Origin of the sequence: Streptomyces griseoflavus (assembly GCF_014649995.1) — a bacterium.
GTDB lineage: Bacteria > Actinomycetota > Actinomycetes > Streptomycetales > Streptomycetaceae > Streptomyces > Streptomyces griseoflavus.
This window is the reverse complement of the sequence record NZ_BMUC01000001.1, coordinates 1,126,542-1,150,030: the sequence shown is the minus strand read 5'-3', so window position 1 is coordinate 1,150,030 and position 23,489 is coordinate 1,126,542. Positions and strand designations below refer to the sequence as shown.

Below are 23,489 nucleotides of genomic sequence, written 5' to 3'. Positions count from 1 at the left end.
GATCGACCACTACCTGGGCAAGGAGACCGTCCAGAACATCCTGGCGCTGCGCTTCGCCAACACGATGTTCGAACCGATCTGGAACCGGTCCTTCGTGGACCACGTGCAGATCACCATGGCCGAGGACATCGGCATCGGCGGCCGGGCCGGCTACTACGACGGCATCGGCGCCGCCCGCGACGTCATCCAGAACCACCTCCTGCAGCTGCTCGCGCTGACCGCGATGGAGGAGCCCGCCTCCTTCGACGCGGACGCGCTGGCCGCGGAGAAGACCAAGGTGCTCGGGGCCGTGCGGCTGCCGAAGGACCTGGGCCGGGACACCGTGCGCGGGCAGTACGCGGCGGGCTGGCAGGGCGGCGCGAAGGCGGTCGGGTACCTGGAGGAGGACGGCATCGACGCCTCCTCGAAGACCGACACCTACGCGGCGATCCGCCTCGGCATCGACAACCGGCGCTGGGCGGGCGTCCCCTTCTACCTGCGCACCGGCAAGCGGCTGGGCCGCAGGGTGACGGAGATCGCCGTCGTCTTCCAGCGGGCCCCGCACTCCCCCTTCGACACCACGGCCACCGAGGAGCTGGGCTCGAACGCGATCGTCATCCGCGTGCAGCCCGACGAGGGCGTCACCGTGCGCTTCGGCTCGAAGGTGCCGGGCACGTCGATGGAGATCCGGGACGTGTCGATGGACTTCGCCTACGGCGAGTCGTTCACCGAGTCCAGCCCGGAGGCGTACGAGCGGCTGATCCTCGACGTCCTGCTCGGCGACTCCAACCTCTTCCCGCGCACGGAGGAGGTCGAGCTGTCCTGGAAGATCCTCGACCCGATCGAGGAGTACTGGGACGCCAACGGCAGGCCGGCCCAGTACCCGGCCGGTACGTGGGGCCCCGTCGAGGCGGACGAAATGCTCGAGCGAGACGGACGGAGCTGGCGCCGGCCATGAAGACAGACCTCACGGACACCACTGCCAGCAAGATCAACAAGGCGTTGGTGAAGGGCCGCCGGGCCATCGGCACCCCTGCCGTCGGCATGGTGCTGACGCTGGTCATCGTGACGGACGAGGAGAACGCCTACGACGCGCTGAAGGCGGCGAGCGACGCCTCGCACGAGCACCCCTCGCGCACGCTCGTCGTCATCAAGCGCGTCTCCCGCTCGCTCCGTGACCGCACCCAGTCCCGGCTGGACGCCGAGGTGCGGGTCGGCGCGGACGCCGGCACCGGCGAGACCGTCATCCTCCGTCTGTACGGCGAGGTCGTCGACCACGCCCAGTCGGTGGTGCTGCCGCTGCTGCTGCCGGACGCCCCGGTGGTGGTGTGGTGGCCGGTGAACGCCCCGCTGGACCCGGCGCAGGACCCGCTGGGCGCGCTGGCCCAGCGCAGGGTGACCGACACCTACGCCTGCGAGAAGCCGGTGGAGGAGCTGGCCGCCCGGGCCGACGCCTACACCCCCGGTGACACGGACCTGTCGTGGACCCGCATCACGCCCTGGCGTTCGATGCTGGCCGCGGCGCTGGACCAGGTCGCCTGCGAGGTGCAGGGCGTGGAGGTGGAGGGCGAGGAGTTCAACCCGAGCTGTGAGCTGCTGGCGATGTGGCTCGCGGACCGGCTGGACGTCCCCGTCAGGCGCACCCGCTCCGCCGGTCCGGGACTCACGGCGGTCCGCATGGACACCGACTGCGGCCCGATCTCGCTGGACCGCGCCGACGGCTCGCTGGCGACGCTGTCCATCCAGGGCCAGCCCAAGCGCGCGGTGGCGCTCAAGCGCCGTGACACGGCGGAGCTGATCGCGGAGGAGCTGCGCCGGCTCGACCCGGACGACACCTACGCCTCGGCGCTGCGTTACGGCGTGGAGCGCCTGAAGTCCGCGGACGGGGCGGGCACGCCGGCCAAAGGAGGACCGGAAGCGGTCCCCGCTCCCGTCGAGTCGGCGGCGAAAGCTCCCGCGGACCAGGCGACGGCGCAGGCCCCGGTGAAGAAGGCGGCGGCGAAATGAGTACGGCACCGCTGCTGGTCGTGCACCGGGACAAGGAGCTGATGGCCCGGGCGGCCGCGGCCCGGCTGATCACCGGCATCGTGGACGCGCAGGCCGCGCGGGGGTCGGCGTCCGTCGTCCTGACCGGTGGCCGCAACGGCAACGGCCTGCTGGCCGCGCTGGCCGCCGCCCCGGCCCGGGACGCGGTCGACTGGTCGCGGCTGGACCTGTGGTGGGGCGACGAACGCTTCCTGCCGGAGGGTGACCCGGACCGCAATGTCACCCAGGCCCGCGAGGCGCTGCTCGACGCGGTGCCGCTGGACCCGGAGCGCGTGCACGCCATGCCCGCGTCGGACGGCCCGCACGGCCCGGACGTGGACGCGGCGGCGGCCGCCTACGCGGAGGAACTCGCCGCCGCGGGCGATCCCGTCCCCGCCTTCGACGTCCTGATGCTGGGCGTGGGCCCGGACACCCATGTGGCCTCCCTCTTTCCCGGGCTCCCCGCGGTCCGCGAGAGGGAACGCACGGTGGTCGGCGTCCAGGACGCGCCGAAGCCCCCGCCCACCCGGATCACCCTGACCCTCCCGGCGATCCGGGCGGCCCGGGAGGTCTGGCTGCTGGCGGCGGGCGAGGACAAGGCGGAGGCAGCGGCGACCGCCCTGTCGGGAACGGCCGAGGCGGAGGTCCCGGCAGCCCTGGCGAAGGGCCGGAACCGCACCCTGTGGCTCCTGGACCGGGCGGCGGCGTCGAAACTCCGCAGCCCGTCCGGCGTCTGAGGCGAGGCCCGTTCAGGGCCGAAGAGGGGGTCCGGGGCACGGCCCCGGGGACGGACAGGGAAGGGGCGGCGGGGGCGAGAGCCCCCGCCGCCCCTTCCCTGTCCCCTACTTCACCGACCCCGCCATGACTCCCTGCACGAAGTGCCGCTGGAACGCGAAGAACACCACGACGGGCACGATCAGCGACAGGAACGCCCCCGGCGCGAGCACATCGATGTTGCTCCCGAACTGCCGTATCTGCGACTGCAGTTCCACCGTCAGCGGCTGCGACGAACTGTCCGCGAACAGCAGCGCCACCAGCATGTCGTTCCACACCCACAGGAACTGGAAGATCGCGAGGCTCGCGATCGCCGGCCGCCCCACCGGCAGCACCAGCCGGGTGAAGATCCGCCACTCGCTCCCCCCGTCCATCCGCGCGGCCTCCAGCATCTCCTTCGGCATCTCCGCGAAGTAGTTCCGCAGCAGGAACACCGCGAACGGCAGCCCGTACGCCACGTGGAACAGCACGACGCCCGGGATGGTCCCGAACAGCCCGAGTTGGCCGAAGAGTTTGGCGACCGGCAGCAGGCCGATCTGCACGGGCACGACCAGCAGCGCGACCACGACGAGGAACACGGCGTCCCGCCCCGGGAAGTCCAGCCAGGCGAAGGCGTATCCGGCGAGCGCCGCCACCACCACGACCAGCACGGTCGTCGGCACGGAGATCAGCACGGTGTTCCAGAACGCCTGGGTGATGCCCGAGTTCTCCAGCAGGGCCGCGTAGTTGTCGAAGGACAGCTGCCCGGGGCTGGTGAACACGGTCCACCAGCCGCCCTTCGCCGTGTCCTCGGCCGACCGCAGCGAGGACAGGAAGAGACCGGCCAGCGGAGTCATCCACACCAGCCCGACGACCACCAGGAACGCCTGCACCACCGTGCTGCCGAGCAGCCGCCGCACCGCGTTCATCGCTCACTCCTTCGGAAACGGCGGACGTTGAACACCATGGCCGGAACGACCAGGAGCAGCAGCAGGACACCCAGCGCGCTGCCCAGCCCCTGGTTGTTGCCGCCGCCGAACGACACCAGCCACATCTGCGTCGCGAGCACGGTCGCGTCCTCCTGCACCGGCCCCGGCGCGATGATGTACACCAGGTCGAAGACCTTCATGACGTTGATGACCAGGGTCACGAAGACGACCGTGAGGACGGGCGCGAGCAGCGGGACGGTGATCCGGCGGAAGATCTGCCACTCGTTGGCGCCGTCCATGCGGGCCGCTTCCAGCGCGTCCCGGGGCAGGGCAGCGAGCCCCGCACCGATCAGCACCATGGCGAACCCGGTCCAGATCCACAGGTACGCCCCGATGATGGCGGGGGTGACGAGCGCCGGGCCGAGCCAGGAGATGCCGTCGTAGGGGGCGGCGAAGTTCGACGCCGGCAGCTTCAGGGCGTACGCGCCGCCCTGGAGCCCCGTGAACCGGAACGAGCCGTCGTCCGCGGTGGTGGTGCGCGCGACGGTGTCCCCGTCGCGCACCGCCTCGACCGTGACGCCGGGCAGTCCGCTCTCCCCCCGGTCGACCACGCCCGGCTCGCCTCCCCCGCCGGGGGTGAAGTCGAGGTAGACCACACCGCGCACCTCGTCGGCGCCGGCCTTCCCGGGCGCCGCACCCGAGGCGGGTGCGGCGTCGCCCGGCAGGTCCTTGGGGGCGATTCCGACCAGGCCCAGCGCGGCGGCGCTCCCGCCGGGCGAGACGTCCGCGCCGGTGACGTACGAGCCGTCCGCGTCCTTGGTCAGCCCCTCGCCGTCCCGCGCGCGGGCGGTCGGGTAGGAGGAGCTGCCCCGGAAGGTGTCGTGGACGGAGACGACGGCGGCGTTGAGGACGCCCTTGTCGGGGTCCTCGTCGTAGGCGAGCCGGAAGATGATGCCGGCCGCCAGGAAGGACACCGCCATCGGCATGAACAGCAGCAGCTTGAAGGCGGTGGCCCAGCGGACCTTCTCCACCAGGACCGCCAGGATCAGTCCGAGCCCGGTCAGCAGGGTCGGCGCGACGACGACCCAGATGGCCGTGTTGCGGACGGCGGTGAGGGTGGTCGGGTCGCGGAACATCTCCGCGTAGTTCTCGCCGCCGACGAACTCGTTGCCGGTGGCGTCGAACAGGCTGCGGCCGACGGAGAACAGCACCGGGTAGACCACGAGCGCGCCCAGCAGGAGCAGCGCGGGGAACACGAACAGCAGGGCGACGACCCGCCCCCGGCGGCGCAGGCGCCGGCCGCGCGCGCCGTCGGGGTGCACGGGTGCGGGAGGGCTCGCCTCTTTCACCATGGTGGCGGTCATGGCTGTCAGTTCCCGTAGGCCTTGGCGGCCGCGGTCTCGAGCTCGGCGGCGGTCTTCGCCGGGTCGGCCGGGTCGCGCAGGAAGTCCTGGAGGATCTTCCACTCGCCGGCGCCCTTGGTGCCGCCGAAGGCAGCGGGTGCCTGGTCGGACATGTCGAAGCGGACCGAGTCACCGGCGGCGATCAGGGACTTGGCGGTGGCGCGGGTGACGTCGTCGCCGTAGGAGGAGAGGTCGAGCTTCTTGTTCGGGGAGAGGAAGCCGCCCGCCTCGGCCCACACGGCGGCGGCCTCGGGGCTCGCCAGGTACTCCACGAGCGCCATGCCGGCCTCGCTGTTCTTGCCGTCCTTGAGGACGACGGCCGCGTCACCGCCGCTGACCACGGGGGCCTCGCCGTCACCGACCGGCGGGAAGGGGAAGAAGTTCGCGTCGGTGCCGATGTTCTTGCCGAACTGGTCCTTGGCGACGCCGGCGACGAAGTCGCCCTCGTAGACCATGGCGGCCTCGGCCTTGGGGCCGAAGACCTTCTCCACCGAGCCGGGGAAGTCGGTGTTGAGGGCGCCCTTCTGTCCGCCGGCGATGAGCTGCTTGTCCTTGAAGAGGGTGCCGAGGGTGGTGAGCGCCTCGACGACCGTCGGGTCGGTCCACTTGATCTCGTGCGCGGCGAGGGCGTCGTACTTCTCGGGGCCGGCCTGGGAGAGGTAGACGTTCTCGAACCAGTCGGTGAGGGTCCAGCCGTCCTGTCCGGCGACGGAGAAGGCGGCGAGTCCGGAGTCGGAGACGGTCCGTCCGTCCTTCAGCATGGCGTCGAAGGTCTTCGGCGGGGTGACGCCGGCCTGTTCGAGGGCCTCGGGGCTGTACCAGACGGTCGACTTGTGGGCGGCCTTGAAGTAGAGGCCGTAGAGGGTGCCGTCGACGCTGCCGTAGTTCTGCCAGACCTCGGCGAAGTTGTCGCCGACGGTGGCGGTGACCTTCTTGTCCAGGGGCTTGAGCCAGCCGTTGCCGGCGAACTGCTTGAGCACGCCGACCTGCGGGACCATGACGACGTCGGGGGCGTTGCCGCCCTCGATCTTGCTGCCGACGACGGTGGAGACGTTGTCGCCGGTGGAGACGAACTGGGTCTTGGCGCCGGTCTTCTCGGTGAAGGCGTCCAGCACCTTCTGGAAGTTCTTCTGCTCGCTGCCGGACCAGACGCCGGCGACGGTGACGGTCTGGCCGCCGAGCGACTTGTCGCCGCCGCCGGCCGCGACGGGCTCGCTGCCGCCGCAGGCGGTCGCGCCGAGCGCGAGGACGAGGGCGGTGCATCCGGTGAGCAGGGTGGTACGTCGTCGCATCATCATCGATGTCCCTTCGGGATACGGGAGTTGACCGGGCTTGCTTCTCACGGGGCGTCGATCCACCAGGCGGCGGTGGAGCCGGGAAGCACTCCGGTCGGGCAGGGCCCGCTGGCGAGCAGCGGGGTGCCGGAGACCGGAGCGGGTACGGGGGCGGTTCCGAAGTTGACGGCGCAGACGAGGCCGTCGCCGCGGGCGAAGGCGAGGACGCCGGGCTGGGTGTCCAGCCAGCGCAGCGTGCCGTCGCCGAGCTGGTCCAGCGCGGCGCGCAGCTGGAGGCCGTCGCGGTACAGGTGCCAGGAGGAGCGGGTGTCGGCGAGTGCGCGGTGGGTGGCGTACTCGGCGAAGTACTCGGGCTGCGGCAGCCAGGGCTTGGTGCCCTCGGCGCCGGAGGTGAAGCCGAACGGGGACGCCTGCCCCGACCAGGGCAGCGGGACACGGCAGCCGTCGCGTATCCGGGCACGGCTGCCGGTGCGGCGGAAGATCGGGTCGGTGAGCACGTCGTCGGGCAGGTCGACGACCTCGGGCAGGCCCAGTTCCTCGCCCTGGTAGATGTACGCGGCCCCGGGCAGCGCGAGCATCAGTAGGGCGGCGGCGCGGGCGCGGGCGGCGCCGAGCCCGCTGCCCTCGGGGGCGGGTTCGCCGTAGCGGGTGACGGTGCGGACCTGGTCGTGGTTGTTGAGGACCCAGGTGACGGTGGAGCCGGTGCCGGCGATGTCCTGCATCGCCTCGGAGATGACCTTGCGGAAGGCGTCGGCGTCCCAGGGGGCGCTCAGCAGGTCGAAGAAGAAGGCCTGGTGGAGCTCGTCGGCGCGGACGTACCGGGCGTGTTCGCGGGCCGTGGGGACGGAGACCTCGCCGACCAGGAGCCGTTCGCGGCCGTCACGGGCGGTGTACTCCTCGCACACGGCGCGCCAGTGCCGCCACACGTCGTGCACCTCGGGCTGGTTCCAGGCGAGGGGATTGACCGAGTCGCGGGTGCGGGCGTCGGCCTCGGGGTCCGGGGAGTCGGGCAGCTCGGGGTGCTTGAACAGCCCGGCGGCGACGTCGATCCGGAAGCCGTCGACGCCCCGGTCCAGCCAGAACCGCAGGGTGCGCTCGAAATCGGCGGCAACCTCGGCCTCGCGCCAGTTCCAGTCCGGCTGTTCGGGCGTGAACATGTGCAGGTACCACTGGCCGGGGCGGCCGTCGGGTTCGGTGACCCGGGTCCAGGCGGGGCCGCCGAACATGGCGTGCCAGTTGTTGGGCGGCTCGGCGCCGTCCGGTCCGCGGCCGTCGGCGAAGTGGAAGCGGGCGCGCTCGGGGCTGCCGGGGGCGGCGGCGAGGGCCTCGCGGAACCAGGGGTGCTCGCTGGAGCAGTGGTTGGGGACGATGTCGAGCAGGACCCTGATGCCGAGCCGGCGGGCGGCGGCCACCAGTGAGTCGAACTCGGCGAGGTCGCCGAAGACCGGGTCGACGTCGCGGTAGTCGGCCACGTCGTAGCCGTGGTCGGCCTGCGGTGAGGGGTAGAAGGGGCTCAGCCAGATCCCGTCCACGCCGAGCTTCCTCAGGTAGGGCAGTCCCGCCCTGACCCCGGCGAGATCGCCGATGCCGTCGCCGGTGCTGTCCAGAAAGCTGCGGACGTACACCTGGTAGATCACCGCGTCACGCCACCAGTGGTGCCTGTTCACCCCATCGACCTGTCTGTGAGGAGCCATAGTCGTTATGCATGCATGTTAAGTAGGGGTGTCGAGAGCGTGTCAATGAATCCGCGCAAGCTACCGGGTGGTTGAGCTACTCAAACACGGGCAAAGGCGCAGAAATCCGACCCAGTTGAGACGTCCGCGTTACCTAACACGTAACTAAAGGAGGGGTGAGGTGTTCCCGTTCCGGTCTACCGGGAGGAGACGGCGGCGAGCTCGCCCGCCAGCCGGCGCACCGCGGCCTCGGGCGTCTGCCGCCCGGCCATCGCGTCGTGCACCACCGCCTGCACCACCAGGCTCACCTGGTCGTAGTGCGGGCTCTTGGGGCGGGGAGCGGCGGCCCGCACGCTCTCCCGCAGGGTCGGCAGGTACGGGAACCGCCGGACCAGTCCGGGATCGTCGTACAGGCCGGCCCGTACGGGAGGCAGCGCGCCGCGCGTGAGCACCTGGCGCTGGACGGACTCGCTGGTGAGGTACGCGAGCAGACGCGCGGCGGAGTCGGGGTGCCGGGCGTGGCTGCTGACGGCCAGGTTGGAGCCGCCGAGGACGCTGGTGCCCGGACCCTCGGGACCGGGCAGCGGCACGGCGCCGACCTTGCCGGCGACCTTCGATCCCGGAGCGGAGGCCGCGACGTAGGCGTAGGGCCAGTTGCGCAGGAACAGCAGCCGTCCGTCCTGGAAGGCCTGCCGGGACTCCTCCTCCTTGTACGCGAGCGCCTCCTTCGGTATCCAGCCCTCACCGATGCCCCGGGCCAGGAAGCCGATGCCCTCCCGGGCCGCACGGGAGTTCACGGTGACGCGCTCCCCCTCGTCGCCGAGGATGGTGCCGCCCGCCGAGTAGACGGCCTCGGCCGCGTTCACCGTCAGGCCCTCGTAGGGGAGGAACTGGCCCGCGTAGCCGCCGAGTCCGTGCTCGGGGGCGAGCGTCTTCGCGGCGTGTTCCAGTTCGGCCCAGGTGCGCGGCGGCGGCACGCCCGCCGCGTCGAGGACGTCCTTGCGGTACAGCAGCAGCCCGGCGTTGGTCACGTAGGGGACGGCGTAGAGCCGGTCGTCGTAGGTCGCGGTGCCCACGACCGGGCGCAGGAACGTGTCGAGCGGGAAGCGTTCGCGGGGCAGCGGACGGATCCACCCGGCGGCGGCGAACTCCGAGGTCCAGCTCACGTCGATGTTCAGCACGTCGAAGCGGCCGCGTTCCCCGCCGCGCAGATCGGTGATCATCTGCGCGCGGGTCTCGTCGGCCGAGTCGGGCAGTTCGACGAGGGTGACCTTCTCGCCGGGATGGGTGCGGTTCCAGCCGTCGAGGACGGCGCCGAGATAGCCGGTGAGGTCACCGGCCGTGGCCAGGGTGAGCGGTCCCCGGCCGCTCCCGGCGGGCTCGTCCGCCCGTGCGCCGGAGGCGACATGACCGGTCAGGACCACGATCAGGACGAGGAGGCCCCTACCGGCGGCATGGATCCACCGCATAGGTTCCTCCCTGTACACCGGCACCCGGACACCATCGTCCGGGAGTCAGAGGCCATGTATACCCGTTAGGTATGGGCGATACTAGGGCCTGCGGCACATTGCCCCCGGGACGCGAGGAGGAGAGCACGAGTGCGGCTTGCCCTCCTGGCCCTGCTCGCCCGCGGCCCGGCCCACGGCTACGAGCTCAAGCAGGACCTTGAGCAACTGCTGGGCTCCGCGTACCCTCAGCCGAACGTCGGCCAGATCTACGTCACCCTCGGCCGCCTGGAGAAGACCGGACTGATCGAGGGCGAGGACGTCGAGCAGTCGAGCCGGCCCAACAAGAAGGTCTACCACCTCACCGACGCCGGGCGGGAGGCGCTGCGCGCCTGGTACGAGGAGACGGCGGACGAGCCGCGGGTACGGGACGAGTTCTTCATGAAACTGGCCCTGGCCCCGCAGACCGGTCTCGCCGACCAGATCGCCCTGATCAACAGACAGCGGCGCCAGTACCTGAACACCATGCGGCAGCTCTCGAAGCTGGCCGCCGCCGAAGACCGGGACAACCGCATCTCCCATCTGCTGATCGAGGGCGCGATGCTGCACCTGCAGGCCGACCTCGACTGGCTGGAACGGTGCCAGGAAGAGCTGGAGGAGCTTCAGTGAGCGAGAGCACCGCTGAAGTGCTGCGCGCCGAGGGCCTGGTCAAGACGCACCACGGCGAGGGCGCCCCGGCCCGTGCCGTGCGCGGGGTGGATCTGCGGGTGACCCGGGGCGAGTTCGTGGCGATCACGGGTCCGTCCGGTGCGGGCAAGTCGACGCTGCTCCACCTGCTCGGAGGGCTCCAGCGGCCCGACGCCGGCAGCATCTGGCTGGACGGCGAGTGCACCGACGGCTACGGCGAGGCCCGCTGGGCGGTGGAGCGCCGCAAGCGCATCGGGATCGTCTTCCAGTTCTTCAACCTCGTCTCCGATCTGTCCGTCGCCGACAACGTGGAGCTGCCCGCCCTGCTCGCCGGGGTGCCGCCGAGGAAGGCCCGCGCCGAGCGGGAGGAACTGCTGGCCGAGCTCGGCCTGGAGGGCAAGGAACGCAGCATGCCGGGCGAGCTGTCCGGCGGTGAGCAGCAGCGGGTCGCCCTCGCGCGGGCCCTGGTCAACCATCCGCCGCTGCTGCTGGCCGACGAGCCCGCGGGCAGTCTGGACAGCAGGGGCACCCGCGAGGTGATGCGGCTGCTGTCCCGCTTCCACCGGCGCGGGCAGACGATCCTGCTGGTCACGCACGACGCCCGGCTGGCGAGCGCCGCGGACCGGGTGATCAGTTTCTTCGACGGCCGGATCGCCGACGACGCGGAACTGGACGGCGGCGCGCCGACGCGCCGGACCGGCATCTCCGGTGTGCTGGAGCTCAGGGACTGACATGCGCCGCCACGACCGACCTTCGAGGGACTGACCACCGGTGCGGGCGACTCTGCGCTGGGCGCACTCCGATCTGCGCAGGCACCGCGGCGAGGCGCTGTTCCTGGTGCTCGCCACCGCGGGCATCGTCGCGTCCCTGCTGCTGGCCGCGGCCCTGTTCGGCTACGCCACCAACCCCTGGCAGCGCGTCTTCACCCAGGCGCACGGCGCGCACGTCACACTGCACACCACCACCGCCGCCGACGCGGGGAAGCTGGCAGGACTGGACGGTGTGAAGTCCGTCGCCGGCCCCTACCCGACGGCCTCCCTCACCCTCGCCTCGCGGGGCGGCCGCGCCTCCGTGGAACTGCGCTCCACCCCCGCCCGGCCGGAGGTGGGCCGCCCGCTGATCACCTCCGGGCACTGGCTGGACCCGGCCACCCCGGGCGGGGTGGTCCTGGAGAGCCGGCTCGCCCGCGCGCTGCTGGCCGCGCCCGGTGACACGCTCACCGTGCCCGGTACCGCGCGGAGACTGACCGTGGTGGGCGTCGCCGACAGTGCCGAGCCGCGCTACCGGCCCGGTGAGCGGTCCGGCCTGGTGTGGGCCCTGCCGGCGGCGGTGCCGGCACCGGACGGCCAGGTCGTCGGGCTGCGGCTGGGCGACCCGGGCGACAGCGGGTACGCGGTGCAGCGCGCGGTGACCGAGCTGGGCGCCGGGGCGATCGGCGAGGTGGCGACCTGGCAGCAGGCGCGCGCCGAGGCGCAGGGCGACAACCGGCTGCTGGGGCAGGTGCTGGGCCTGTTCGGGCTCGGCGCGCTCGTCGCCGCCGGGTTCGCCGTGCACGGGGCGATCGCCACCAGGATCCGGGGGCACCTGCGGGACCTGTCCGTCCTGAAGGCGATCGGCTTCACGCCCGGCCAGGTCGTCCGGGTCTTCCTCGTCCAGCACCTGGTCTACGCCCTGCTCGGGGCGGTGGCGGCCGCCGCGCTCACCGAGGCGCTGGGCGCCGCCGTTCCGGGGCGGCTCGGGGACGCGGTCGGCGTGTGGCAGGGGCTGCCCGGGCACACGGCGGCCCTGTTCGCGGTACCGGCCGGGGCGGTGCTGTTCATCGGCGCGACCACCGGGCTGGCCGCCTGGCGGGCGGGACGGGTGCCGCCCGTGCCGGTGCCGCGGCCCGCGGCGCCCCCGGCGGGGCGGCTGACGGGCCTGGCCCGGCGGGCGCTGGGGGCGCGGGTGCCGCCCGCGCTGGTACTGGGCTGGCACAAGGCGTTCGGCCGCCGGTCGCGTTCGCCGGTCGCGGTGGGCAGGCTGGCGCTCCCGCTGCTGCTGATCGTGGTGGCGCTCAGCGCCTGGACCACCATCGAACGCTTCCACAGCAGTCCCGAACGGATGGGGATGCCCACCGCGCTCGGTGTCCGCGCGGACGCCTCGCTGGACGAGGGCGGGGCCCGCGCCCTGCTGGAGCGCGATCCGCAGGTCGCCGCCGCCTACCCGGGCGTGGAGGTGGCCGCGCTGGTCCCCGGCCAGACCGCCACCATCGCGCTGCGCGGACTCGGCACCCGTGCGGAGCCGTACCCGTTCTCGCTGGCCGAGGGCCGCGCCGCGCGGGCACCCGGTGAGGCGGTGGCCGGGCAGGGCCTGCTCGACCTGCTGCACGTCCGGGTCGGCGACTGGGTGCGGATGACCGTCGGCGACCGGCCTCAGATCCTGCACATCGTCGGCCGCAGCATCGAACCGGAGAACGCCGGCCGGGTCATCTCCACCTCGCTGGACACCCTCCGCGCGGGCGACCCGGACCTGCGGCCGAGCCGCTACCAGCTCCGGCTGGAGCCCGGCGCCGACCCGGACACGGTCGCCGCCCGGCTGGCCTCGGCGGGCCGCGGCCACCTGGACGTGCACACGGTGACCAATCCCGCGGACGGGCTGTCCCCGCTGCGCGCGGTCGTGCTCGGGCTGATCGTGATCCTCGCGCTGATCGGCCTGATCGAACTGCTGACGGCGATCGGCGGCACGGTCCGCGAGGGCGAACGCGATCTGCTGGCGCTCAAGGCCATCGGCCTCTCCCCCCGGCAGATCACCGCGGTCACGGTCACGGCCACCGCCGCCACGGCCCTGGTGGCGGTGCTCCTCGCGGTGGCCCTGGGGCTGCCGCTGGCGCACTGGCTGATCGACGCCCAGGGGCGGTCTAGCGGCATCGGCGCCGGGATCGCCCAGGGGCCCTCCCCGCTGCTCCTGCTGCTGCTCGGCGCGGCCGCGGTGCTGGGCTCCGCCGCCCTCGCCGCCCTCCCGGCCGCGCGGGCGGCCCGCCGCCGCCTCGCGGACACGCTCGGCGCGGTGGCCTGAGCAACACCTGGCCGGCGCGTCAGCTCCCGTAGGGGCCGCCGTGCGGGGGCCGCGGGGCGTACGGGGGCTGCGGATGCGGGGCGTACGGGTTGCCGCCCGCGCCGGGAGCGTACGGGTTGCCGCCCGTGCCGGGAGCGTACGGGGGCTGCGGGTGGCCGGAGGGGGTGGTGGTGCCCGCCCAGGGGGCGTACGAGGGCTGCGGGTGGCCGTACGGGTTCTGCTGCGGGGGTACGTGGGGCAGTCCCGTCGGCGGGACCGGCGGGGTCCGTCCCGGCACCGGGGGCAGGCTCGCCGGGTGGGTGCGCAGACGGATGCCGTAGCGGCGCCTGAGCCGGCCCGTCTCCAGCAGGGCGATCGCCGTGACGGTCACCGGGGCGCCGAGGATGAAGACGATGCCCATGGTGAGGCTGAGCCCGTGCAGATCGCCGGTGACCAGGTCCGGGATCGCCATCAGCCAGGTGGTCACCGTGGCGAGCAGCGCGGGCAGACAGCGGTGCACCGCGGCCGTGCCGAAGAAGTTGCCGGAGACCCGGAAGGCGCCGGAGCCGACGAAGACCAGCATCCACATCATGGCCGCGCCCGCACCGAGGGTCAGCAGGGGGTTGCCGCCGGAGCTCGCCGACTGCACCAGCAGCACCAGCGCGATCACACAGCCGATGAACAGCAGGAGCAGCTTGAGGGAGTTGAGGAGCGACACCTTCATCTGCCGCACGGTGCCGGTGCGCCGCCAGACGAGGAGCATCACGCCGACCGTCGCCGGCGTGAGGAGGAGCAGCACCGCCGAGGCGGTCAGCGCGTTCTCCAGCAGCTCCGTGACGTCGAAGCCGCCCTCCAGGACGGTGTAGACACCGATGGAGGCGACCGCTCCGGCGATGACGCGGATGCGCTTGAGCCGCTCGACGGACGGGTCGAGCGACGGCGGGATCCACGCGGGGTGGAACACCGCCCTCGCCACCTGGTGGGGTTTCAGGAAGGTCCGGGCACTGAGCGTGCCCCCGGTCCAACTTCCGGACGCGCGTGTCACGTTGTGGTCCCCCGGGCGTTCGTCGCGATGATCGCCGGGGATTCTACGGGAGCGGGCGGCGGCCCGCCGCCCGCTCACCCCGTCGGGTCACCGCCTCCCGCGCAGCTCCCGGTAGGTGGCGACCAGCGCCTTGGTGGAGGGGTCCAGACCCGGGACGTCGGCGCCCTCGGTGAGCGCGGGCTCGACGCGCTTGGCGAGGACCTTGCCGAGCTCGACGCCCCACTGGTCGAAGGAGTCGATGTTCCAGATCGCGCCCTGGACGAACACCTTGTGCTCGTAGAGCGCGACGAGCTGGCCGAGCACGGACGGCGTGAGCTCGCGCGCGAGGATGGTGGTCGTGGGGTGGTCGCCCTTGAACGTCTTGTGCGGGACCAGTTCCTCCGGGACGCCTTCGCCGCGCACCTCCTCCGGGGTCTTGCCGAAGGCGAGGGCCTGGGTCTGGGCGAAGAAGTTGGCCATCAACAGGTCGTGCTGCGCCTTGAGTTCGTCACTCAGCTCGGCGACGGGCTCGGCGAAACCGATGAAGTCCGCCGGGATCAGCTTCGTCCCCTGGTGGATCAGCTGGTAGTAGGCGTGCTGCCCGTTGGTGCCCGGGGTGCCCCACACGACCGGACCGGTCTGCCACTCCACCTCGCGCCCGTCCCGGCCGACGTACTTGCCGTTGGACTCCATGTCGAGCTGCTGGAGGTAGGCGGTGAACTTCGACAGGTAGTGCGAGTACGGCAGGACCGCGTGCGACTGCGCGTCGTGGAAGTTGCCGTACCAGACGCCCAGCAGGCCGAGCAGCAGCGGCACGTTGGACTCGGCGGGGGCGGTGCGGAAGTGCTCGTCGACGAGGCGGAACCCGTCGAGCATCTCCCGGAAGCGGTCCGGGCCGATCGCGATCATCAGCGAGAGGCCGATCGCGGAGTCGTAGGAGTAGCGGCCGCCGACCCAGTCCCAGAACTCGAACATGTTCGCCGTGTCGATGCCGAACTCGGCGACCTTCTCGGCGTTCGTCGACAGGGCGACGAAGTGTTCGGCCACCGCCTCGTCGCCGGCGCCGAGCCCGTTGAGCAGCCAGGTCCGCGCGGAGGTGGCGTTGGTGACCGTCTCGATGGTGGTGAAGGTCTTGGACGCGATGATGAACAGCGTCTCGGCCGGGTCCAGGTCCCGGGTCGCCTCGTGCAGGTCCGCGCCGTCCACGTTGGACACGAAACGGACGGTGAGGTCGCGGTCGGTGAAGGCGCGCAGCACCTCGTAGGCCATGGCGGGGCCGAGGTCGGAGCCGCCGATGCCGACGTTGACGACGTTGCGGATGCGCTTGCCGGTGTGTCCGGTCCACGCGCCGGAGCGGACCCGGCCGGCGAAGTCGGCCATCTTGTCGAGGACGGCGTGCACGGCCGGGACGACGTTCTCCCCGTCGACCTCGATCACCGCGTCCCGGGCGGCCCGGAGCGCGGTGTGCAGCACCGCACGGTCCTCGGTGGTGTTGATCTTCTCGCCGCGGAACATGGCGTCGCGCAGCCCCGACACGTCGGTGGCGGCGGCCAACTCCCGCAGCAACCGCAGGGTTTCGTCGGTGACCAGGTGCTTGGAGTAGTCGACGTACAGGTCACCGACCCGGAGGGTGTACCCGGTGCCGCGGGCGGGGTCGGCGGCGAACAGCTCGCGCAGCCGCACCTCGCCGAGCTCCTCGCGGTGCTTGGCCAGTGCGGTCCACTCGGGCGTCTGGTTGAGCCTCGTACGGCCGTCTGCGTTCATCTCGGACTTCAGCCTTCTTCCTTGGGTGTCCCCCGCTGTGCCGGCTGTTCCCAACCTAATTGATCAGCGGTGAAGAAGGCCGAAGGAGTCCGGAGTGCGAACCGGTCCCGGCCGGGGCCCGGAGGCTGCCCGGTGGGGTTCTAGATCTCGCCCCGGAGTTTGGCGAGCGCCTCGGCGAGGATCGCCTCGCCGTCCGCGTCGCTGCGCCGCTCCCGCACATAGGCGAGGTGCGTCTTGTAGGGCTCGGTACGAGGCGGGTCCGGGGGGTTGTCGCGGTCCTGCCCGGCCGGAAAGCCGCAGCGGGGGCAGTCCCAGGTATCGGGCACCTGCGCGTCGCTTGCGAAGCTCGGCTGTGTCTCGTGCCCGTTGGAGCACCAGAAGGAGATGCGCAGCCGCGGCGCGGACTCGCCACGCTCGGCCTCGCCCATCGGCCCCGCCCCGACCCGGCTTCCCCGGATCGCGTTGCCACTTGCCACGGTCGTAACTCCCTGCGTGATGGTGCCGCGAAACGAGTCGGCCTTCCGCTTCGCCGCGAGCGCCTTAGTCTACGTAAGGCCCAACGCGCGTCCAGTGATAGGAGTTACCTTTCCTCGCATCCAGACGCAAGCCCCATGATAGGCCGCGCCCGACGGCGCGTACCCACCATGGGGCTTCACGTGTGAATACGAGCGGAATGCGCCCTCGGGTCAGTTGTTGACCTTCATCATGATGCCGAGCGCCACGATGCAGGCGAACCAGAGCAGACCGACCACGACGGTGATCCGGTCGAGGTTGCGCTCGGCGACCGAGGAGCCGCCGACGGAGGACTGCATGCCACCACCGAACATGTCGGAGAGGCCGCCGCCCTTCCCCTTGTGCATCAGCACCAGCAGCATCAGCAGCAGGCTGAAGACGATCAGGGCGATGGAGAACCCCATAACCACGGCTGGACCAACTTCCTCGGATTCGGATGGACGACGCGGGGCCCAGTACAGGACTGGACCCCGCAAGGGTACGACGGATCGACCCTACGGCCTACTCACTGGTCCCGGAAACGGATGATCTTGACGAACTCGTCCGCGTCCAGCGAGGCACCGCCGACCAGGGCACCGTCGATGTCGGCCTGCGCCATGATCTCGGCGACGTTGCCGGACTTGACGGAGCCGCCGTACTGGATGCGCACGCCGTCGGCCAGCTCCTGGCCGTACAGCTCGGCGATCTTGCCGCGGATGGCGGCGCAGACCTCCTGGGCGTCCTCGGCGCCGCAGACCTTGCCGGTGCCGATGGCCCACACCGGCTCGTAGGCGATCACGACCGACTCGGCCTGCTCGGCCGGGAGGTCCTTCAGACCGCCCTCGACCTGGGCGAGCGTGTGGGCGACGTGGTTGCCCGCCTCGCGGACCTCCAGCTCCTCGCCGACACAGAGGATGGGGGTGATGCCGTGCTTGTAGGCGGCCTTGACCTTGGCGTTGACGATCTCGTCGGTCTCGGCGTGGTACTGGCGGCGCTCGGAGTGGCCGACGGCCACGAAGGCGCACTTCAGCTTGGCCAGCATGGGACCGGAGATCTCGCCGGTGTAGGCGCCGCCGTCGTGCGCCGAGATGTCCTGGGCGCCGTACTTGATCTTCAGCTTGTCGCCGTCGACGAGGGTCTGCACGGAGCGCAGGTCGGTGAAGGGCGGCAGGACGGCGACCTCGACGGCCTCGTAGTCCTTGTCGGCCAGGGCGAAGGCGAGCTTCTGGACGTGGGCGATGGCCTCGAGGTGGTTGAGGTTCATCTTCCAGTTGCCCGCCATCAGCGGCGTACGGGTGGTCATTGAGGGTCAGTCCTCCAGTGCGGCGAGGCCGGGGAGCGTCTTGCCCTCGAGGTATTCGAGGGAGGCGCCGCCTCCGGTCGAGATGTGGCCGAATGCCTGCTCGTCGAAGCCCAGGGTACGGACCGCGGCGGCGGAGTCCCCGCCGCCCACCACGGTGAATCCCGGGGAGTCGATGAGGGCCTGGGCGACCGCCTTGGTGCCCTCGGCGTAGTCGGGGTGCTCGAAGACGCCCATGGGGCCGTTCCAGAAGACGGTGCCGGCGTCGGCGAGCTTCGAGGCGTACAGCTTGCGGGTCTCGGGACCGATGTCCAGTCCCATCCGGCCGGCGGGCACGGCGTCCGCGGCGACGTTGGCGGGGTCGCCCGGCGCCTTGGTCCGCAGGTCGGGGAACTCGGCCGCGACCAGCGTGTCGACCGGCACGAGCAGCTCGACGCCGTTCTTCTCGGCGCGCTCCAGGTACTCCCGGACGGCCGGGATCTGGTCCTCCTGCACCAGCGAGGTGCCGATCTCGTGGCCCTGGGCCTTGAGGAAGGTGTACGCCATGCCGCCGCCGATGAGGATGCGGTCGGCCTTGCCGAGCAGCTGGTCGATGACGGCCAGCTTGTCGGAGACCTTGGCGCCGCCGAGGACGACCACGTAGGGCCGCTTGACGTCGTCGGTGAGCTTGCGCAGCACGCCGACCTCGGTCGCGATGAGGTACCCGGCGTAGTGCGGCAGCCGCGCCGGGAGGTCGAACACCGACGCGTGCTTGCGGTGGACCGCGCCGAAGCCGTCGCCGACGTACGCGTCGGCGAGGGCGGCCAGCCGGTCGGCGAAGGCGCCGCGCTCGGCGTCGTCCTTGCTGGTCTCGCCGGCGTTGAAGCGCAGGTTCTCGATGACCGCGACCTGCCCGTCGGCGAGGCCGGCGACGGTGGCGCCGGCGGACTCGCCGACGGTGTCCGTGGCGAAGGCGACGTCGGCACCGAGGAGTTCACCGAGGCGCGCGGCGGCCGGGGCGAGGGAGAAGGCGGGGTCCGGGGCACCCTTGGGGCGGCCCAGGTGCGAGGCGACGACCACGCGGGCGCCCGCCTCGGCGAGCGCCTTGACGGTGGGCACCACGGCGCGGATCCGGCCGTCGTCGGTGATGGTGGTGCCGTCCAGCGGCACGTTGAGGTCGGCGCGGACGAAGACCCGCTTGCCCGCGACACCTTCGGAGAGGAGTTCGTCGATCGTCTTCATGGGGGCTCCCTGGCTAGGGCTCGTGTTCGCTCGTGATCGCTCGTGATCGGAAGAGGACGTCCGCTCCGATACGTGCGTCAGGGCTCGGCCGACGCGTTGCCGCACCGGCCGAGCCCTGCACTCATATCAGGCCGTCCGCTCCACGATCAGAGCTGGTTGCCCACGAAGACCGTCAGGTCGACGAGACGGTTGCTGTAGCCCCACTCATTGTCGTACCAGCCGATGACCTTCACGCTCTTGCCGTCCTGAACCATGGTCAGGGACGAGTCGAAGGTGCAGGACGCCGGGGCGTTGACGATGTCGGAGGAGACGATCGGGTCCTCGGTGTACTCGAGCAGACCCTTCAGCTCGCCCTCGGCGGCCTTCTGGAAGGCGGCGTTGACCTCTTCCTTGGTGACCTCGCGGCCGAGCTCGACGACCAGGTCGGTGACCGAGCCGGTCGGGACCGGGACGCGCATCGCGATGCCGTCCAGCTTGCCCTTGAGCTGCGGCAGCACCAGCGCGGTGGCCTTCGCGGCACCGGTGGTGGTCGGGATGATGTTCTCGGCGGCGGCACGCGCGCGACGCAGGTCCTTGTGCGGGAAGTCCAGGATGCGCTGGTCGTTGGTGTACGCGTGCACCGTCGTCATCAGGCCCTTGACGATGCCGAAGTTCTCGTCGAGCACCTTCGCCAGCGGCGCCACGCAGTTGGTGGTGCACGAGGCGTTGGAGATGACGTGGTGGTTCGCCGGGTCGTACTGGTCCTGGTTGACGCCCATGACGATGGTGACGTCTTCGTTCTTCGCCGGGGCGGAGATGATGACCTTCTTGGCGCCACCGGTGATGTGCTTCTCGGCGTCTTCCTTCTTGGTGAAGATGCCGGTCGACTCGATGACGATGTCGACGCCCAGCTCGCCCCACGGGATGTCGGCGGGGTTGCGCTCGGAGAGGACCTTGACCGTCTTGTCGCCGACGGTGATGGTGTCCTCGGTGTGCGAGACCTCCTGCTTGAGGCGGCCCAGGATGGTGTCGTACTTCAGCAGGTGAGCCGTGGTCGCCGTGTCACCCAGGTCGTTGACGGCCACGATCTCGATGTCGGCGCCCTGCTCCAGCAACGCGCGGAAGTAGTTGCGACCGATGCGGCCAAACCCGTTGATGCCTACGCGGATCGTCACGAACCGATCTCCTCGTTGGTACGCCGGCTCTGACGCCGGCGAGCTGTATTTGGGATGTCCCCGACCACTGTCGACCCTACCTCTCCGGGGCCCCGGCCGTGACATCGAGTTGCCCCATACCCGGCAGTGCGGTACCTACCCGCCAGTAGGGCAGGTACCGCACTTACCGGTGGCCGTTTCCCACCCCGTTCCGCTACCGGCCGACGACCGTGCCGGCCGGTGGTGTCACCCGTCCAGGGCGTCCAGCGCCCTGCCGAGCAGCGCCGCCCGGTCGGCCGCCGAGGTGAGGTGCTCCAGGCCGAAGCCCAGCAGCACCGTGTCGTCGGTGGTGACCGCCGCGTGGGTCCGGAACAGCGCTCCGGTCCGGGTCCAGTCCTTCAGTACGGCCGGGCTGCCGGCGGGCGGTCCTGACGCCTTCCACACGCCGAGGGATGTCTCGAAACCCTCCGTCCGGACGGCCGTGCCGCCGACGACCAGGGAGGCCTCGTCGGCGAGGACGCCGCGGCCGCCGCTGCCCGGGTCGGTGACGTAGGCGAGGGACACCTCGACCGTCGTGCCGGCGTAGGCGCTCAGGTCGAACTCCACCTGCTGCCAGCCGCCGGAGGACCCGGTGAGGCTGTTCCAGGAACCGGTGGTGCCGGTCGCGGCGCAGCCCTCGTCGGACAGCGTCAGGTAGTGCGCCAGCCAGGGGTGCCCGGTCATGAAGAACCCGGCCGCGCACTCGGCGGGCACGGTGGCGCGGGTGGCGCCGCCGGCCTCGGGCAGGGTCGTCCAGTCGTCGGCGCCGGCCGTGTGGGCCTCGACGAGGACGTGGTCGTATCCGGGCTCGGTGTCCCACAGCAGCCGGGTGCGCAGGGCGGGCCGCTCGGCCGCCGTGACGTCCGTCAGGTCCACCGTGCGGGTGAGCCGCTTGTAGCCGTCGTCGGTGTGCACGGCGGCGGCCATGTACGAGCCGGCGTAGGGCCCGTACGGGCTGACCGTGCCGGGGTACTGTCCGGCTCCGGCGCTCGCGAAGAGGGGGTACCGGTCGGCGGGCAGTTCGTCGGAGGTGACGGCGTAGGTACCGGCCCGGTCCAGCGGATTGCCGGGCGCGTCGCCGAGCGGCCCGGTGACGCCGTCCAGCGCGCCGGCCCCGGTGAATCCGGTGACGCCCGGGGTGGAGGTGCGGTTGTAGGCGCCCAGGTAGTACTGGCTGAAGTCGTTGGAGAGGGTTCCTCCGCCGAGGTCGACGCTGCCGCCGGCCTGCTCGCCCGCCTCGATGAGCCGGCCGCCCTCGTTGAGGTGCGCCCGCAGCTGGAGCTGGGTGGCGATGCCGGGGGTGGCCGCACCGGTGTGGTGGACGACCGTGCGGAAGTGGCTGAGCACACCGAGCGCGTCCGGGGCGCCCCGCTCCGCGACGTCCCAGACGGCGGCGCGGTGACCGTTGGCCCGGAGCGCGTCGACGTACTGCTGCGTCCGTGCGGCCTTGGCTCCCTCCTCGGAGACGACCAGGACGTCCGCGCGGGGGCGTTCGGCCACGGTGTAGGTGAAGCGCTCGCTGGACACCTTCCTGCCGCGCTGGGCCTCGCCGGTGAACCACACCTCGACCGTGTCGCCGGGCCGGGCGTTCTCCACCTTCGCCCGGTACTCGTCGAAGTAGAGGTTGTCCTCACCGCCGTACCGTTCGCCGCCCTTCCAGCGCCTCAGATCGGCGTCGTGCGTACGGCCGCCGTTGACGCGGTACTTGAGCTCCTTGTCCCGCAGGGACTTGCGGGCGACGACGGACACCTCCTGGTCGGCGCCCCGCGCGAAGGACGTCGTGAAGGCGGCGGGGGTGAAGTCCGCGGCCTCCAGGCCGACCGCGGAGGACGGCCGGTCGGGGTGGGCGGCGGACTCGGCGACGGAGAGCGCGAACGGGATGTTCTTGACGAACTCCTGCTGGATCAGCCTCTCGTCGTCGGGGAAGTTGAAGCCCGAGCGGCAGTCGCGCGCGTTCCACTCGTCGTCGGGGTCGGCGTCCGACACGGTCTGGCAGGTCGACATCTCGGGGGTGAACATCGCCATGCCGTTGACGTTGGCCGCGTGGCCGTCGGCCTCACCGTTGGTGGTGTACAGCTCGGAGGAGAGCTGCGGGTGGTAGCCGGGGATCGCGGAGTTGTCCGGGGTGCCGGCGAGGGCCTCGTAGAGGACGTCGTCGGGGGTGGGCGTGGCCACCTGCCAGCCGACCCCGTAGAGGAGGAGTTCGGCGGCGGAGTGGTAGTTGATGCCGTAGGTGAAGCCGATGCGCTTCTGGAAGGCGTCGACGGCCTTGGTCTCGGGTTCGGAGCCGGGGGACGCGCCGCGGTAGGTCTGGCTGGTGGGGTTGGGTGACGAGCCCTCGTCGTCGTAGCCCCACTTGTAGGGGAAGTTGCGGTTGAGGTCGACACCGTCGCCGGTGCTGATGACGCCGTCGCCGTTGACGTCCCGCAGGTTCTTGCGCCACAGGCGGTTGGCGTCGTCGGCGAAGGTGTGGTCGTAGCCGTCGGGGTTGGCGGAGAGGACGAACCACAGCTCGGTGGTGTCGACCAGCTTCTTGATCCGCTTGTCCGACCGGTAGGAGTCCAGGTAGTGGTGCATCAGCCGCCGGGTCATCTCCGGGGTGATCCACTCGCGCGCGTGCTGGTTGGACATGTAGAGGACGGCGGGCCGCGAGCCGTCCTTGGTCTTCTTGGCCTTCCTGGTGAGCTTCAGGGCGAGGATGTCCTTGCCCCGCACCGTCTTCCCGATGGAGACGACCTTGGTGAGGTCGGGGTGCTCCCGCGCGGTGCGCAGGATCTCCTCCTTGAGGCCGCCCTTCCCGCTGTACGGGCGGAACACGCCCTCGGCGGCGTCCTCGACCCGGTCCTCCGCGCGGGCGGAGAGGGTGTGCTCGGTGAGGTCGACGCCCCGTTTCTCGAGCTTCTGGGCCTGTCCGTCGGTGAGGTAGACCTCGACGGTGGCGGTGCCCTCGTCGGGCACCCGCTCGCCGAGTTCGTGGCCGTCCTGCCCGGCCGCGAGCAGCAGGGACACCTGCTCCTTGCGGACCTCGGCGCGGAAGACCTTGACCTCCTCGGGGCCGGAGGCCGCGGGGTCACCGGGCTGTGCCTGTGCGGTGGGTGCGAAGCCCGCTCCGCCGATCAGGAGCGTGCCGACAGCGAGGATCGATCTCGCTCTGTGTCTCATGAGCCCCCCAGGGAGTGGTCCGCCACAGCGGCGAACAGATGCCAGGCTCATGACACAACATGATCGAGTCAAGGGCGCCATCACGACACACGGAACCGGCGCCCTCCACCCAAGTGGGTGAGGGCGCCGGCG

19 protein-coding genes are annotated in these 23,489 nt (G+C 71.5%); 6 read left to right on the top strand and 13 right to left on the bottom strand.

The genetic code is table 11. The features are described from left to right. The 3 genes from zwf to pgl all read left to right on the top strand — a co-directional run. Positions 1-937: glucose-6-phosphate dehydrogenase (gene zwf / locus IE172_RS34325; RefSeq protein ID WP_229885772.1), on the top strand; the 937-nt coding region annotated here is incomplete at its 5' end. After that, positions 934-1,986, top strand: coding sequence for a glucose-6-phosphate dehydrogenase assembly protein OpcA (opcA, locus tag IE172_RS05050; RefSeq protein ID WP_190095824.1), 1,053 nt, complete (start codon positions 934-936; stop codon positions 1,984-1,986). The genes zwf and opcA, both read left to right, overlap by 4 nt. Beyond that, positions 1,983-2,741 (top strand): 6-phosphogluconolactonase, encoded by a 759-nt coding sequence (gene pgl / locus IE172_RS05045; RefSeq protein WP_190095823.1) that lies wholly within the window; start codon positions 1,983-1,985, stop codon positions 2,739-2,741. The genes opcA and pgl overlap by 4 nt, the downstream gene beginning before the upstream one ends. 105 nt (positions 2,742-2,846) lie before the next feature. Here pgl and IE172_RS05040 read toward each other — a convergent pair whose 3' ends face one another. The 5 genes from IE172_RS05040 to IE172_RS05020 all read right to left on the bottom strand — a co-directional run bounded on the left by IE172_RS05040 (position 2,847) and on the right by IE172_RS05020 (position 9,526). Beyond that, positions 2,847-3,686, bottom strand: coding sequence for a carbohydrate ABC transporter permease (locus tag IE172_RS05040; RefSeq protein ID WP_190095822.1), 840 nt, complete (start codon positions 3,684-3,686; stop codon positions 2,847-2,849). Beyond that, positions 3,683-5,050 carry an ABC transporter permease gene (locus tag IE172_RS05035; protein ID WP_190095821.1) on the bottom strand — a complete coding sequence of 456 codons (1,368 nt, stop codon included), beginning with the start codon at positions 5,048-5,050 and terminating at the stop codon, positions 3,683-3,685. The genes IE172_RS05040 and IE172_RS05035 overlap by 4 nt, the downstream gene beginning before the upstream one ends. Before the next feature lie 5 nt (positions 5,051-5,055). After that, a complete protein-coding gene (locus tag IE172_RS05030; protein ID WP_190095820.1) occupies positions 5,056-6,384 on the bottom strand; it encodes an ABC transporter substrate-binding protein in 1,329 nt (442 codons plus the stop codon). Between the two features lie 44 nt (positions 6,385-6,428). Continuing rightward, positions 6,429-8,078, bottom strand: a complete 1,650-nt coding sequence (locus tag IE172_RS05025; protein ID WP_190095819.1) for a glycoside hydrolase family 13 protein — start codon at positions 8,076-8,078, stop codon at positions 6,429-6,431. Positions 8,079-8,254: 176 nt separating this feature from the next. Next, entirely contained in the window at positions 8,255-9,526 is a 1,272-nt protein-coding gene (locus tag IE172_RS05020; RefSeq protein ID WP_190095818.1) for an ABC transporter substrate-binding protein, read from the bottom strand. 129 nt (positions 9,527-9,655) lie between these two features. Here IE172_RS05020 and IE172_RS05015 point away from each other — a divergent pair, with 129 nt between their 5' ends. The 3 genes from IE172_RS05015 to IE172_RS05005 are packed head-to-tail and all read left to right on the top strand — an operon-like array spanning position 9,656 to position 13,243. After that, positions 9,656-10,171, top strand: a complete 516-nt coding sequence (locus tag IE172_RS05015) for a PadR family transcriptional regulator (RefSeq protein ID WP_190095817.1) — start codon at positions 9,656-9,658, stop codon at positions 10,169-10,171. Continuing rightward, the gene (locus tag IE172_RS05010; protein WP_190095816.1) at positions 10,168-10,920 is read left to right on the top strand and encodes an ABC transporter ATP-binding protein; all 753 of its coding nucleotides are present in this window, start codon (positions 10,168-10,170) and stop codon (positions 10,918-10,920) included. The genes IE172_RS05015 and IE172_RS05010 overlap by 4 nt, the downstream gene beginning before the upstream one ends. Positions 10,921-10,960: 40 nt before the next feature. Beyond that, positions 10,961-13,243, top strand: a complete 2,283-nt coding sequence (locus tag IE172_RS05005) for an FtsX-like permease family protein (RefSeq protein WP_190095815.1) — start codon at positions 10,961-10,963, stop codon at positions 13,241-13,243. Between the two features lie 19 nt (positions 13,244-13,262). Here IE172_RS05005 and IE172_RS05000 read toward each other — a convergent pair whose 3' ends face one another. From IE172_RS05000 to IE172_RS04965, 8 genes are all read right to left on the bottom strand, one after another. Next, complete coding sequence (locus IE172_RS05000; protein ID WP_190095814.1) at positions 13,263-14,267, bottom strand: DUF3824 domain-containing protein; 1,005 nt, start codon at positions 14,265-14,267, stop codon at positions 13,263-13,265. 87 nt (positions 14,268-14,354) lie between these two features. Beyond that, positions 14,355-16,010, bottom strand: coding sequence for a glucose-6-phosphate isomerase (gene pgi / locus IE172_RS04995; protein WP_190095813.1), 1,656 nt, complete (start codon positions 16,008-16,010; stop codon positions 14,355-14,357). A 140-nt stretch (positions 16,011-16,150) separates the two neighbouring features. Then, positions 16,151-16,486, bottom strand: coding sequence for an RNA polymerase-binding protein RbpA (locus tag IE172_RS04990; RefSeq protein WP_003957010.1), 336 nt, complete (start codon positions 16,484-16,486; stop codon positions 16,151-16,153). A gap of 210 nt (positions 16,487-16,696) precedes the next feature. Next, complete coding sequence (secG, locus tag IE172_RS04985; protein ID WP_190096015.1) at positions 16,697-16,927, bottom strand: preprotein translocase subunit SecG; 231 nt, start codon at positions 16,925-16,927, stop codon at positions 16,697-16,699. A gap of 101 nt (positions 16,928-17,028) precedes the next feature. Continuing rightward, positions 17,029-17,805: a triose-phosphate isomerase gene (tpiA, locus tag IE172_RS04980; RefSeq protein ID WP_190095812.1), complete on the bottom strand. Its 777-nt coding sequence runs from the start codon at positions 17,803-17,805 to the stop codon at positions 17,029-17,031. 6 nt (positions 17,806-17,811) lie between these two features. After that, positions 17,812-19,023 carry a phosphoglycerate kinase gene (locus IE172_RS04975; protein WP_190095811.1) on the bottom strand — a complete coding sequence of 404 codons (1,212 nt, stop codon included), beginning with the start codon at positions 19,021-19,023 and terminating at the stop codon, positions 17,812-17,814. A 146-nt stretch (positions 19,024-19,169) separates the two neighbouring features. Beyond that, positions 19,170-20,177: a type I glyceraldehyde-3-phosphate dehydrogenase gene (gene gap, locus IE172_RS04970; protein WP_190095810.1), complete on the bottom strand. Its 1,008-nt coding sequence runs from the start codon at positions 20,175-20,177 to the stop codon at positions 19,170-19,172. A 225-nt stretch (positions 20,178-20,402) separates the two neighbouring features. After that, entirely contained in the window at positions 20,403-23,357 is a 2,955-nt protein-coding gene (locus IE172_RS04965) for a M14 family metallopeptidase (protein WP_190095809.1), read from the bottom strand. Positions 23,358-23,489 lie beyond the last annotated feature (132 nt).

Excerpts from the sequence above, each read along its gene's own strand:
- IE172_RS04965 (WP_190095809.1), bottom strand. The coding sequence starts at position 23,357 with ATGAGACACAGAGCGAGATCGATCCTCGCTGTCGGCACGCTCCTGATC.
- pgi (WP_190095813.1), bottom strand. The coding sequence starts at position 16,010 with ATGAACGCAGACGGCCGTACGAGGCTCAACCAGACGCCCGAGTGGACC.
- pgl (WP_190095823.1), top strand. The coding sequence starts at position 1,983 with ATGAGTACGGCACCGCTGCTGGTCGTGCACCGGGACAAGGAGCTGATG.
- IE172_RS05035 (WP_190095821.1), bottom strand. The coding sequence starts at position 5,050 with ATGACCGCCACCATGGTGAAAGAGGCGAGCCCTCCCGCACCCGTGCAC.
- tpiA (WP_190095812.1), bottom strand. The coding sequence starts at position 17,805 with ATGACCACCCGTACGCCGCTGATGGCGGGCAACTGGAAGATGAACCTC.
- IE172_RS05025 (WP_190095819.1), bottom strand. The coding sequence starts at position 8,078 with ATGGCTCCTCACAGACAGGTCGATGGGGTGAACAGGCACCACTGGTGG.
- IE172_RS05030 (WP_190095820.1), bottom strand. The coding sequence starts at position 6,384 with ATGATGCGACGACGTACCACCCTGCTCACCGGATGCACCGCCCTCGTC.
- IE172_RS04975 (WP_190095811.1), bottom strand. The coding sequence starts at position 19,023 with ATGAAGACGATCGACGAACTCCTCTCCGAAGGTGTCGCGGGCAAGCGG.
- opcA (WP_190095824.1), top strand. The coding sequence starts at position 934 with ATGAAGACAGACCTCACGGACACCACTGCCAGCAAGATCAACAAGGCG.
- secG (WP_190096015.1), bottom strand. The coding sequence starts at position 16,927 with ATGGGGTTCTCCATCGCCCTGATCGTCTTCAGCCTGCTGCTGATGCTG.
- IE172_RS05040 (WP_190095822.1), bottom strand. The coding sequence starts at position 3,686 with ATGAACGCGGTGCGGCGGCTGCTCGGCAGCACGGTGGTGCAGGCGTTC.
- IE172_RS05020 (WP_190095818.1), bottom strand. The coding sequence starts at position 9,526 with ATGCGGTGGATCCATGCCGCCGGTAGGGGCCTCCTCGTCCTGATCGTG.